This window comes from Lysinibacillus sp. GW823-FHT02G10 (assembly GCF_058797135.1).
The window spans coordinates 1-11,935 of record NZ_JBXAJI010000012.1; the positions used below are offsets into that span (position 1 = coordinate 1).

An 11,935-nucleotide genomic window follows, 5' to 3' on the forward strand; every position below is an offset into this window, starting at 1 on the left:
AGGACTTAACCAAAAAAGTTTGAAGCATTCAATGGATCGTTTATCTAGTTTTGAAAGAATAAGTCTTTCAGCTGAATAAGTGAAGTGATGATGGCAAAGAGGTCACACCCGTTCCCATACCGAACACGGAAGTTAAGCTCTTTAGCGCCGATGGTAGTTGGGGGCTTCCCCCTGTGAGAGTAGGACGTCGCTTCGCTTATTTTTTGTGGAGGATTAGCTCAGCTGGGAGAGCACCTGCCTTACAAGCAGGGGGTCGGCGGTTCGAGCCCGTCATCCTCCACCATTTTGGTCCCGTGGTGTAGCGGTTAACATGCCTGCCTGTCACGCAGGAGATCGCCGGTTCGATCCCGGTCGGGACCGCCATTATTATTGCCGGTGTAGCTCAGTTGGTAGAGCAACTGACTTGTAATCAGTAGGTCGTGGGTTCGACTCCTATCGCCGGCACCATTCCCTTGGAGGGGTAGCGAAGTGGCTAAACGCGGCGGACTGTAAATCCGCTCCTTAGGGTTCGGCGGTTCGAATCCGTCCCCCTCCACCATTTTAGGGGCATAGTTCAACGGTAGAATAGAGGTCTCCAAAACCTTTGGTGTGGGTTCGATTCCTACTGCCCCTGCCAGGTATTGAGGTACTCGTTCATAATACAGCTAATATAATCTATATAGTGGCGATTGTGGCGAAGTGGTTAACGCATCGGATTGTGGTTCCGACATTCGTGGGTTCGATTCCCATCAGTCGCCCCATTTTAAAATTGGGGTATAGCCAAGCGGTAAGGCAACGGATTTTGATTCCGTCATGCCTAGGTTCGAATCCTAGTACCCCAGCCATTTTTAATTTCACGAGCCATTAGCTCAGTTGGTAGAGCATCTGACTTTTAATCAGAGGGTCGAAGGTTCGAGTCCTTCATGGCTCATCATTTTTTAATTAACATGCGCCCGTAGCTCAATTGGATAGAGCGTCTGACTACGGATCAGAAGGTTATGGGTTCGACTCCTGTCGGGCGCGCCAATAAAATCAACGGAATGTAGCTCAGCTTGGTAGAGCACTTGGTTTGGGACCAAGGGGTCGTAGGTTCGAATCCTGTCATTCCGACCATTTTCAAAATGATAAATGGGGCCTTAGCTCAGCTGGGAGAGCGCCTGCCTTGCACGCAGGAGGTCAGCGGTTCGATCCCGCTAGGCTCCACCATTGTAATATTTTTGGAGGTATACCCAAGTCTGGCTGAAGGGATCGGTCTTGAAAACCGACAGGCGGGTAACACCGCGCGGGGGTTCGAATCCCTCTACCTCCTCCATTTTTCGGGTCAGTAGCTCAGTTGGTAGAGCATTAGATTGAAGCTCTAAGTGTCGGCGGTTCGATTCCGTCCTGACCCACCATTATTGCGGGTGTAGTTTAATGGTAAAACCTCAGCCTTCCAAGCTGATGTCGTGAGTTCGATTCTCATCACCCGCTCCAAAATGGGCCTATAGCTCAGCTGGTTAGAGCGCACGCCTGATAAGCGTGAGGTCGATGGTTCGAGTCCATTTAGGCCCATATTATTCCGAAGTAGCTCAGTTGGTAGTAGCACCTGACTGTTAATCAGGTTGTCGCAGGTTCGAGTCCTGCCTTCGGAGCCACGGCCCGTTGGTCAAGTGGTTAAGACACCGCCCTTTCACGGCGGTAACACGGGTTCGAATCCCGTACGGGTCATCAAGCATGTAGCACAGATGTGTGTTACATGCTTTTTTCTATTCTCCTGTTCTTTAAACGATAAAAGATAATGCAATAGCAAAAAAAGACCTATTGGCAAGGTGAGGGACTGAATTTCATTCCCCTAGCATCTTTCTATGGGCATCCTATAAGCCGTTTCACCTACCACGTACACTTCCATGGTCAATACTTTTGTGAAGGCTGCTTGACGACTTCTCTAGTATAGCGATACAGGCGAAATCCTGGCCAGAGAATTTGTGAAACTGGTTCTGCTCTATGCGAAAGCGAAGCAATAGCAGCAAGTAAGTAGCCCAGAACGAATAGCTTTTTCACCATTTACAAATATTCTATTGATTTCTTTGTTCTACAACCCCCTGAAAAAGGCTACATGACTACTGTAGCCTTTTTATAATAATTAAAATCTTTCTCCCTTACATTCTCTTACGAAAGAGAGTCTATAGAGTAAATATGAACAAACTATTTCATATATAAAATATGTATGTTTTTTCAATTACTATTTTCATGGTGCTTGTTGTTTTGTTCCTCTAATATGAGGATAAGTGGAGGAATCGATATGAATATACAGGAGATACAGCAATTTTTAAGTCTATATCAGACAGAACAAAATGAATCAGAACTTTGGTTAAAGAATAGATTACAGGCAGTTAAGGATGCAGGTGAATATCACCCAACAACAGAGGAGCTAGTTTTTGGCGCACGTGTGGCATGGCGAAATAGCAATAAGTGTATTGGACGTCTATTTTGGCAGTCACTGCATGTGGTAGATGCACGTGATATTTTAGATGAAAAGGCTATTTTTCAAAAATTACTAGAACATATTGATTATGCGACAAATCATGGGAAAATCCGTCCAACTATAACAGTGTTTGCTTCAGATAGAGTACGGATTTGGAATCATCAACTAATTCGTTATGCAGGCTATGAAACAGATGCAGGCATTATTGGAGATTCACAGTCCGTTAAATTTACAAAAGTGTGTGAGTCGTTAGGATGGAGAGGTAAAGGAACTGATTTTGATGTACTACCACTCGTTATACAGGTGGATAATCGTGCTCCTCAAATGTTTGTAATTCCTGAAGAAAATATAGTAGAGGTCTCAATCCGTCATCCAGAGTCAAACGATATGGAAAAATTAGGAATGAAGTGGTATGCCGTACCTATTATTTCGAGTATGCGTTTTCAAATGGCTGGAATTGATTTTCAAGCAGCTCCATTTAACGGCTGGTATATGGGAACAGAGATTGGTGCACGAAATTTAGCAGATCATGATCGTTATAATATGTTACCTGCAATTGCAGAGATTTTTAATCTTGATACAACCAAACATGCGTCTCTTTGGCGTGATCGTGCTTTAGTAGAACTTAATATTGCTGTTCTTCACTCATTTAAAGAAGATGGTGTGAGCATTGTTGATCATCATACAGCAGCTCAGCAGTTTAAATTGTTTGAGGAGGCAGAAAAATCAACAGGAAGAGAAGTTACAGGCAACTGGACATGGTTAATCCCACCACTTTCCCCTGCCACAACTCATATATTCCATAAACCCTATGTAAATATTTATCATACACCAAATTATTTTTACCAAAAACCATGCTATTAGTGTAAAGGAATTGTTTACTTTCAATACTTTTGATGAGAGAGGGCGCTTACTATGTTAAATCAGCAAATTCCCAATATCCCATGGAGACAATTGACGACACCTTATGGTAGAGGTACAGCCATTCCTAAGCTGATAGAACAGGAGCAATACACACAACTAGCTGAATTAATTGAACATCAAGGTACACTGTGGCAGGTGACACCATGGGTTTTGCTTGTCCTGCTAAAAAAGCTTACTAGTAAAAAATTAGAGGTTGTCTCCTTACAAGAGGTACAGTTATATTTAGCTGTGGCACATGCTATTACCAAGGATTATCTCGAGCCAGTCAATACTGTTAAAAATATGCAGGAGCTATTAGACGTCAACTATTTGTGGATAGAAAATGAGGATAATGATGAGCAGGAGTGGGAGAAAGAAACGCCAAAGGGCTATGAGGAGCAAGCTTTTGTAGGCTATTACTATTATAGTTATATGCTTTTACAAGAGGCTGTTCCTATTTTTTCTACTATAACAGCTCGTAATAATGAAGCATCAGAATGCCTTGCTGAATTGCTAACATTACTCCAGCAACCCGACAATTAAGTAATGTGTAAACACTATATAGAAATAGAGCAGATGGAGGAATCTAATCCACCTGCTTTATTTAATTTTAATGCACATATTCATCCTTAGAGGCTCTCATTGAGCAAAAGAAGAGTAACATTGCTACAACGACAAAGAGCCATCCCGCAATATTCCAGCCGCCAAATAAATCATGCAAGTAGCCAAAAAGAATAGGACCAATTGCGGCAAATAAATAACCCAAAGATTGTGCAAAGCCTGATAAATCTGCTGCTTCAAATGCAGTACGAGTACGGAGAGTGAAGAACATCATTGCTAGGGCAAATGAAGAACCACCTGCTAACCCTAGAAGAACCATCCACAGTACCCCAAGACTTGTCCATTCCATGACAACCCCAACAAAGCCTACTAAATAGAAGGATGTAAACATCAATACAAGTGGGCGTTGAGAAGTCATTTTACCAGCAATAATAGGCACTGCTAAGGCCATTGGTACTTGTGAGAATTGCATGATTGAAAACATCCAGCCAGCTTTATCAGGTGCTAAACCTTGAGCAATATAGATCTCAGGTATCCAAGCTGCTGTTGTGTAGAATAATAAAGACTGTAAACCCATTGCCCCTGTGACAGCCCAAGTAACAGGTGATTTCCATAAAGGTGTACTGGTCTTCTTAGATGTAGTAACTGGTTCTGGTTTATTTGATTTTAGTTGAGGTATCCAAATTAAGATTGTAATTAGAACGAGTATGAGTGCAATGGAAAGTGCACCTTGCCAGCCTAACGATGAATTAGCTATCGGATAGCTAATACCAGCACCAAGGCCAGCAGTAAAATTCATGGACATGGTGAAAAAGGCCATTAATAAACCCACATGATAGGGAAATTTCAACTTCAATAATCCTGGAATTAGTACATTTCCAAAAGAAATGGCTACGCCAATTAGCACAGTACCCAATAGAAGTAATTCTGTAGTACCAAGTGAACGTAGGACAATTCCTAAAGCCAAGAGAAAAGTGGATAAAAATAATGTTAGCTCAAGCCCTAGTTTGCGTGCTACAACTGGTGCAAATGGAGATATAACAGCAAAAGCCAGCAATGGTATCGTTGTTAGAAAGCCTGCCAAAACATTAGATATTCCAAGATCTTCACGGATAAAGGATATAATTGGGCCAACAACAGTTAGTGGCATTCGTAATGTAGAGGCTATAAAGATAACTCCAAAGACTAAAAGTAAGGTTGTTCCTTTCCAGCTAATTTTTTTACTTGGAAAACTAGTGGAATGATCATTTGTAGTCAAAATAAAATCCCCCCTAATAATAACCATTCTAATTGAACTACTATAACACTTTATCACACTATTAAAAATAGTAGAAGATTCATAAAATACAGAACATTTGTGGTTGTATTGAAATGTCTATGGTCTTATGTTAGTATAATAAACATCATAAATTTAATAATTATATGCCTCATGTTTGTATTGAGGTAGAGGTCGCGATATTTATAAGTATGCTAATTGAAATGACAAGCATTGATGAAATTAGTTGAAAGGAAATATTGCCGAAGTGTGAGGGGACTTGAAAACCTCATGCTGGGGCTGTCTCCGAAAGGAACAGAACTGTCACGTTTGCACAACGTGTTGAGCTATCATGTAGGAAAAACTGAGGATTAATGTAGCCATCACAGTGTATATGTGATGGCATTTTTTTGCCTCATAAATAGGAAGGAAGCTATATCGTGAGTGAAATAAAAGTAAATCAGCTCGGACATAAAGCACCGAAGCTGAAAAAAGAATTAAAAAGCCGTCATATTACAATGATTTCTTTAGGCGGTACAATTGGTACGGGACTATTTTTAGCCAGTGGAGGAGCAATTGCTCAGGCAGGTCCTGGAGGAGCATTGCTTGCCTATGCTTTAATTGGTATTATGGTGTATTTTTTAATGACAAGCTTAGGGGAAATGGCTGCCTATATGCCATCCTCAGGTTCATTTAGTACGTATGCAACCAAATTTGTAGATCCTGCCTTGGGCTTTGCATTAGGCTGGAACTACTGGTATAACTGGGCAATCACCATTGCTGCCGAAATTGCTGCTGTGTCATTAATTATGAAATATTGGTTCCCAGATAGCTCATCAGCACTTTGGACAGTATTATTTATTGCTGTGGTATTGACGTTTAATTTACTATCCGTAAAAAGTTATGGTGAAAGTGAATATTGGTTTGCCATGATTAAAGTAGCAACGGTTATTGTTTTTATTATCATTAGCTTACTAATGATTTTTGGTATTTTAGGTGGGCAGGCTCCTGTAGGTTTCACTAATTTCTTTGTTAGTGATGGGCCATTCCATGGTGGCTTCCTTGCTACATTTGGTATTTTCCTAGCTGCAGGATTTTCATTCCAAGGAACAGAATTACTAGGAATTACAGCTGGTGAAACAGATGATCCTGGTAAAAATATTCCGAAGGCTGTTAAATCTGTATTTTGGCGTATTCTTTTGTTTTATATTTTAGCGATTGGTGCAATTGGGATGTTAATTCCATTTACAGACGAACGTTTATTATCAGAAGATATCGCAGTATCACCGTTTACACTAGTGTTTGACCGCCTAGGTATTGCCTTTGCTGCTTCATTAATGAATGCCATTATTTTAACGGCTATGCTGTCAGCAGGAAATTCAGGACTATATGCATCTTCTCGTATGTTATGGCAATTAGCAGTGGATGGACATGCACCTAAATTTTTTGCAAAGCTAAGTCGTAGAGGTATTCCGATTTATGCACTTATGGCAACATTAGCTGTAGGCTGTTTAGCATTTTTGGCATCCTTCTTTGGCGATGGAGTGGTTTATATCTGGCTATTAAATGCTTCTGGAATGTCTGGCTTTATTGCATGGCTAGGTATTGCGTTTAGTCATTATCGTTTCCGCCGAGCGTTTGATGCACAAGGCTTAGATCCAAAGTTATTACCTTATAAAGCCAAATTATATCCGTTTGGACCATTATTTGCTTTTACAGTTTGTATGATCGTAGTCATTGGACAAAATTACACAGCCTTTACAGGCGATAAGATTGATTGGTACGGTATCCTTGTTTCGTATATTGGGATTCCATTATTTTTAGCATTATGGTTTGGCTATAAATTAAAGCACAAAACAAAAATGCTTCCACTTGAAGATTGTGATTTAAAAGTTGAAGATTAAATAATAGAGCTGTTCTATAAACCAAAGAGTGATGGTTTATGGATCAGCTCTTTTTTCAACACTCATAAACAAAATCTCTCTAATCAAACATCATAAATATGGTAATGTAATATACATATGGAAATTGGGTTTGATAGGAGAGGTGCATCATAGTGCAAAAGCATATTTTACTTGTAGAAGACGATGAAGCCATTCGTGAAATGGTTGATAATTACTTAACGATGGAAGGTTTCCAGGTCACAACAGCGACTAATGGCGAAGAGGCATTACAAAATTGTTTGCAAAATATCTTTGATTTGGTCATCTTAGATATTATGATACCTAAATTAAATGGATTGGAAGTATTAAAGATTATTAGAGAGCAGGCAGCACTTCCTATCATTATTATGTCTGCAAAAGACAGTGATGTTGATAAAGCATTGGGCTTAGGGTTAGGGGCAGATGATTATATTGCTAAACCCTTTTCTATGCTAGAATTTTCAGCACGTGTAAAGGCTGTTATCAGAAGAGCTACGAAATACTCTAGTCAAGCTGAACAAAAGCAAGAGGTCCTCGAAATTGATAATTTAAAGATAGATATTGTTAATTTCTCAATAACAAAGAGCGGACAAGAGATAAAGCTGACATCAAAGGAATTTTCCATTTTAAAATTGTTTGTGACAAATCGTCACAGAGTTTTTACCAAAGAGCAAATTTATCAGATGATATGGAAAGATGCCTATTACGGAGACGAAAATATTATAAATGTACATATCAGAAGACTACGTGAAAAAATAGAAGATGATCCGTCACATCCTCATTATATTAAAACCCTATGGGGAATCGGCTATAAGTTTGAAGGGTAAAAATATATGATATTTCTATTATTAATAATTGTATTGCTAATTGGCATTCTCATTTTTCAATGGAAAGTCAAGAAGGAACAAGAACGAGCTATCCAATATATTCATCGAAAACTACATGTAATTGTGAATGAGCAGACGTATGAAAAGATTCTAATAACAACTACAAATTCAGAAATTCAACAGTTACTTATTACACTGAATACTTTGCTAGATCAACATCAAAAAGTCCAGGCTACACATCATAAAATGGAAAATTCTATGAAAAAGATGTTGGCCAATATTTCGCATGATCTTAAAACGCCTTTAACCGTTGTACTTGGCTATATTGAAATGCTTCAACTTCAAAACGCGAATAGTGACGAGGAACAGCAACGTTTACTTACGGGTGTACATGCTAAAACATTAGAGGTATTAAAAATTATTCATACATTTTTTGACTTGGCAAAATTAGAGGCTGGGGACACAGATTATCCAATCACTAAAATCAATGTCAGTGAAATATGCCGAAAAAATGTTTTGTCTTTTTACGATTTGGTTACTTCATTGGGATTAGATATTAAAATTGATATCCCTGAAAGCTCCATATATGCACTTGGTAATGAAGAAGCATTAAATAGAGTGCTAAACAATCTACTGTCTAATGCTATTGCATATGGAGCAGATGGCAATGTAATTGGAATTACTATAAGAAACGATGAAGCCAATATTGATATTGATGTGTGGGATTGTGGCAAGGGCATTGATGAATACCATATCGATCGCGTTTTTGAAAGGATGTATACACTTGAGGATTCTCGAAATAAATCTTTCCAAGGTAGCGGTCTGGGACTAACGATTACAAAGCGGCTTGTAGAAATAATGAATGGCTCGATCCGTTTATCGAGTATTCCCTATGAAAAAACTATTTTTACGATTTCGTTAAAGCGAATGATGTATTGAATCCATTATGCTTGTAGAGCTTTAATGCTTTGCAGGCTTTTTTACTTAAGAAATTTGTAAGAATGCAGTAATAAAATAGAGAGTTTCATTTTTTATAATGAAACTAGTCACAATTGAGGGAGAGAATTACATGACATACATTGTAAAAACAAATCAGCTTACGAAAGTGTACGATGGAAAGGAAGTTGTTTCTGCTGTCAATATGAACGTTAAGAAAGGTGAGATTTATGGATTTTTAGGTCCTAATGGTGCGGGTAAAACGACTGTTATGAAGATGCTAACTAATCTTACGAAACCTACAAGTGGGGATGTAGAAATTTTGGGGGCGAAATTGACGGACAAATCCTATGAAATACTAAAAAGAATGGGTACAATTATTGAATATCCTATTTTTTATGAAAAATTAACGGCTAGAGAGACCCTGGAATTACATTGTGAATACATGGGTTATTATGATAAGAAAGAAATTGCACATGTTCTTAATTTAGTAAAGTTATCGAATACAGAGAATAAGCAGGTTAAAGATTTTTCTCTGGGGATGAAGCAAAGATTAGGCATCGCAAGGGCCATTATTACAAAGCCAGAGTTACTTATATTAGACGAACCAATTAATGGATTGGACCCAGTAGGGATAAAGGAGTTAAGAGAGCTTTTCAAGATGCTTTGTAAGGAGTACGGCATAACTATTATTATCTCTAGTCATATTCTAGCTGAAATAGAACAATTGGTCGATACAATAGGTGTTATTAAGAATGGAAGGCTCATCACTGAGGTAGCAATGGATACTATTAATCGTGATCAGGTCAATTATACGGAAGTGATCGTAAGTGATGGGAAAAAGGCAGCGTTTATTATTGAAAGCGAATTAAACATTACGAATTTTAAGCTGATGGATGATAACTCTATACGTATATACGACTCAACAGTATCCCAACAAAGCCTATCGAGAGCATTAATTGAACATGACGTTGAGATTGAAGAGATTAGTAAAAAAACTAGTTCATTAGAGGATTATTTCTTAAAGCTAATCAATGGAGGTGTTGTCCATGCTTAATTTAATGCGTTTAGAAATGAAAAAATTTCATTTAGGTTCATATGTTAAAGGAGCCATTATCGCTAATTTTGTTATTCTTGGTTTTTTGTTTATGATTTTATTTATTTCTAAAGTGGAAGGAGACCCAGGGCTTGAAAATTATGAGGTTGCATTCAGTGTTATTGATTCATTTGTAAGAGCAGTTTTTATGATTTTTGCTTCTACGTTAATAGCTAAGTTAATCATCGGAGAATATAAATTTAAAACCATTACATTAGCCTTTATGTATCCTATAAGTAGAAAGAAATTAATGGTCGCAAAGCTTGCTATTGTCATGCTATTTACTTTCAGTATGATCATTATCTCCAATGCTCTTATTACAACCATTTTTTGTATCATAAGCGATCGATATGAATTAATTCCTGATGTACTATCTAGTTCTTTAATTATCCAGCAAGTACCTTCTGTATTGATGAATGCGATTGCTGCCTCAGGTATAGCCTTAATCCCATTGTATTTCGGGATGAGAAAATACTCTATACCGACAACTATCATTTCATCTATTATAATTGTGTCTGTAACTTCGTCAAATTCAGGTAACTTTACTTTAAACGATATTATTATTATTCCAATTACTTTAGCAATCGTGGGTCTTGGTATTGCTTATTTAGCCATTAGAAATATCGAAAAGGTGGATGTTTAATCAAAAAGATACCAGGTGCTCATTGCTATAGAGTACCTGGCTTTTTGTTATCCAAAAATTGTTTCCCACAGTAAGTAAATATTTAACGTAACAACAACGACTACGACAAACCAACCTAAAACAGTTGTAATACGGTGATTAACTAGGCTTCCCATAATGTCTCGTTTACTTGTAAACATAACAAGAGGGACAAGTGCAAAGGCAATACCAAATGATAAAACAACTTGACTAAGAACGAGAGCATAGGTAGCATTCACACCAGAGGCAATGATTGCAAGTGGTGGCACCATGGTAATCGCTCTACGTAAATAAAGAGGTATTTTTCTTTGAATGAAGCCTTGCATCACTACGTCACCAGCTAAAGTCCCTACAGAGGAGCTAGCAAGCCCTGCAATAAGTAAACCAAGACCAAAGGAAATGGCAGCCATTGGGCCCAGAATATCTTTTAAACCATTATAGGCAACATCTAAATCTTCAACTACAACGCCTTGGGTATGGAATACTGCTGCGGCAATTATGAGCATGCTCATATTGATGGCACCAGCAATAATCATAGCGATGATAATATCGATAAATTCAAAACGGAAAATACGTTTTTTTTCTGCCTCATTTCGACCAATAATACGACTTTGAGTTAAAGAAGAATGTAAGTAAATAGCATGAGGCATAACGGTTGCACCTAAAATACCTGTTGCCAATAATAGTGAATCTACACCTTCAAAGTGTGGTGTGAACATGCCAATCGCCACATCGCCCCATGCTGGCTGCGCTAAAAATGTTTGGAAGGCAAATGCCAATACAACAATTAAAACCATTCCAGAAATACCTGCTTCAAAGGCTCTAAATCCTCTTCTTTGCAACTCTAAAATAGCGAATGAACCTACTGCTGTAATCAATGCGGCGGGAAGCATTGGGATATTAAAAAGTAAATAAAGCCCTAATGCTGCTCCGATAAATTCCGCGAGGTCTGTGGCAATGATGACCAATTCCGCCTGTATCCATAAAAAGATAGATGTTTTTTTAGAAAAATGCTCGCGTGCGACTTCAGGTAAATTTTTTCCTGTCGCAATCCCAAGCTTGGCAGACAGGGACTGAATTAACACGGCCATTAAATTAGAAAAGGCTATAACCCAAAGTAGCAGGTAGCCGTATTGAGAGCCTGCTGTAATATTTGTAGCAAAATTGCCAGGATCAATATAGGCGACTGCTGCAATGAAAGCAGGTCCTAAAAATGGCAAGAATCTTCGCCAACCTTTAATATCTCCATCTAAAACCGCCTCTGCAGACGATTTTGTGACTCGTTTGTAAACCATATTGTTCCCTCGTTTCAAAAAGTATCATCAGTGAAA

At 38.5% G+C, this 11,935-nt stretch carries 9 protein-coding genes, 17 tRNA genes, 1 rRNA gene and 1 riboswitch; of the genes, 25 read left to right on the forward strand and 2 right to left on the reverse strand.

The annotated features are described in order from the left end of the window. The first annotated feature begins 80 nt into the window (after positions 1 to 80). The 20 genes from rrf (at position 81) to AC1RFD_RS21060 (ending at position 3,889) form a co-directional block, all read left to right on the forward strand. A 5S ribosomal RNA gene (rrf, locus tag AC1RFD_RS20965) occupies positions 81 to 196 on the forward strand. Between the two features lie 11 nt (positions 197 to 207). After that, positions 208 to 283, forward strand: a tRNA-Val gene (locus tag AC1RFD_RS20970). Positions 284 to 287: 4 nt separating this feature from the next. Continuing rightward, a tRNA-Asp gene (locus tag AC1RFD_RS20975) sits at positions 288 to 363 on the forward strand. An 8-nt stretch (positions 364 to 371) separates the two neighbouring features. Further along, a tRNA-Thr gene (locus AC1RFD_RS20980) sits at positions 372 to 447 on the forward strand. Between the two features lie 7 nt (positions 448 to 454). Then, a tRNA-Tyr gene (locus tag AC1RFD_RS20985) sits at positions 455 to 538 on the forward strand. 4 nt (positions 539 to 542) lie between these two features. Continuing rightward, a tRNA-Trp gene (locus AC1RFD_RS20990) sits at positions 543 to 616 on the forward strand. A gap of 48 nt (positions 617 to 664) precedes the next feature. Beyond that, positions 665 to 740: transfer RNA gene (locus AC1RFD_RS20995), tRNA-His, on the forward strand. 9 nt (positions 741 to 749) lie between these two features. Further along, positions 750 to 824 (forward strand) — tRNA-Gln (locus tag AC1RFD_RS21000). Positions 825 to 837: 13 nt separating this feature from the next. Further along, positions 838 to 910: transfer RNA gene (locus AC1RFD_RS21005), tRNA-Lys, on the forward strand. 18 nt (positions 911 to 928) lie between these two features. Further along, a tRNA-Arg gene (locus AC1RFD_RS21010) sits at positions 929 to 1,005 on the forward strand. Positions 1,006 to 1,015: 10 nt separating this feature from the next. Further along, positions 1,016 to 1,092: transfer RNA gene (locus AC1RFD_RS21015), tRNA-Pro, on the forward strand. Positions 1,093 to 1,109: 17 nt separating this feature from the next. Then, positions 1,110 to 1,185: transfer RNA gene (locus AC1RFD_RS21020), tRNA-Ala, on the forward strand. Between the two features lie 13 nt (positions 1,186 to 1,198). Then, a tRNA-Ser gene (locus tag AC1RFD_RS21025) sits at positions 1,199 to 1,291 on the forward strand. Between the two features lie 6 nt (positions 1,292 to 1,297). Beyond that, positions 1,298 to 1,373: transfer RNA gene (locus tag AC1RFD_RS21030), tRNA-Phe, on the forward strand. Between the two features lie 5 nt (positions 1,374 to 1,378). Then, positions 1,379 to 1,452: transfer RNA gene (locus AC1RFD_RS21035), tRNA-Gly, on the forward strand. 4 nt (positions 1,453 to 1,456) lie between these two features. Further along, positions 1,457 to 1,530, forward strand: a tRNA-Ile gene (locus tag AC1RFD_RS21040). Positions 1,531 to 1,536: 6 nt separating this feature from the next. Continuing rightward, positions 1,537 to 1,613, forward strand: a tRNA-Asn gene (locus tag AC1RFD_RS21045). 1 nt (position 1,614) lies between these two features. After that, a tRNA-Glu gene (locus AC1RFD_RS21050) sits at positions 1,615 to 1,686 on the forward strand. A 574-nt stretch (positions 1,687 to 2,260) separates the two neighbouring features. Beyond that, positions 2,261 to 3,307 (forward strand): nitric oxide synthase oxygenase, encoded by a 1,047-nt coding sequence (locus AC1RFD_RS21055; RefSeq protein WP_492475233.1) that lies wholly within the window; start codon positions 2,261 to 2,263, stop codon positions 3,305 to 3,307. A 51-nt stretch (positions 3,308 to 3,358) separates the two neighbouring features. After that, positions 3,359 to 3,889, forward strand: coding sequence for a hypothetical protein (locus tag AC1RFD_RS21060; RefSeq protein WP_054548680.1), 531 nt, complete (start codon positions 3,359 to 3,361; stop codon positions 3,887 to 3,889). A 67-nt stretch (positions 3,890 to 3,956) separates the two neighbouring features. On the opposite strand, the gene AC1RFD_RS21065 is transcribed toward AC1RFD_RS21060, so the two are convergent. Then, the gene (locus AC1RFD_RS21065; protein ID WP_048391934.1) at positions 3,957 to 5,165 is read right to left on the reverse strand and encodes a CynX/NimT family MFS transporter; all 1,209 of its coding nucleotides are present in this window, start codon (positions 5,163 to 5,165) and stop codon (positions 3,957 to 3,959) included. A gap of 178 nt (positions 5,166 to 5,343) precedes the next feature. Then, positions 5,344 to 5,520: riboswitch (Lysine riboswitch) on the forward strand. 82 nt (positions 5,521 to 5,602) lie between these two features. Between AC1RFD_RS21065 and AC1RFD_RS21070 the strand changes: the two genes are divergently transcribed. From AC1RFD_RS21070 to AC1RFD_RS21090, 5 genes are all read left to right on the forward strand, one after another. Beyond that, positions 5,603 to 7,066: an amino acid permease gene (locus tag AC1RFD_RS21070; RefSeq protein WP_054548681.1), complete on the forward strand. Its 1,464-nt coding sequence runs from the start codon at positions 5,603 to 5,605 to the stop codon at positions 7,064 to 7,066. A 152-nt stretch (positions 7,067 to 7,218) separates the two neighbouring features. After that, on the forward strand, positions 7,219 to 7,911 hold the full coding sequence (locus AC1RFD_RS21075; protein WP_115673848.1) for a response regulator transcription factor: 693 nt from the start codon (positions 7,219 to 7,221) through the stop codon (positions 7,909 to 7,911). A gap of 6 nt (positions 7,912 to 7,917) precedes the next feature. Beyond that, positions 7,918 to 8,850, forward strand: a complete 933-nt coding sequence (locus AC1RFD_RS21080; protein WP_288582772.1) for a sensor histidine kinase — start codon at positions 7,918 to 7,920, stop codon at positions 8,848 to 8,850. 130 nt (positions 8,851 to 8,980) lie between these two features. Next, positions 8,981 to 9,904, forward strand: a complete 924-nt coding sequence (locus tag AC1RFD_RS21085) for an ABC transporter ATP-binding protein (RefSeq protein ID WP_103117310.1) — start codon at positions 8,981 to 8,983, stop codon at positions 9,902 to 9,904. Beyond that, positions 9,897 to 10,586, forward strand: coding sequence for an ABC transporter permease (locus AC1RFD_RS21090; RefSeq protein WP_492475234.1), 690 nt, complete (start codon positions 9,897 to 9,899; stop codon positions 10,584 to 10,586). Before AC1RFD_RS21085 ends, AC1RFD_RS21090 begins: the two co-directional genes overlap by 8 nt. A gap of 47 nt (positions 10,587 to 10,633) precedes the next feature. On the opposite strand, the gene AC1RFD_RS21095 is transcribed toward AC1RFD_RS21090, so the two are convergent. After that, complete coding sequence (locus tag AC1RFD_RS21095) at positions 10,634 to 11,899, reverse strand: Nramp family divalent metal transporter (RefSeq protein ID WP_066038370.1); 1,266 nt, start codon at positions 11,897 to 11,899, stop codon at positions 10,634 to 10,636. Positions 11,900 to 11,935: the final 36 nt, after the last annotated feature.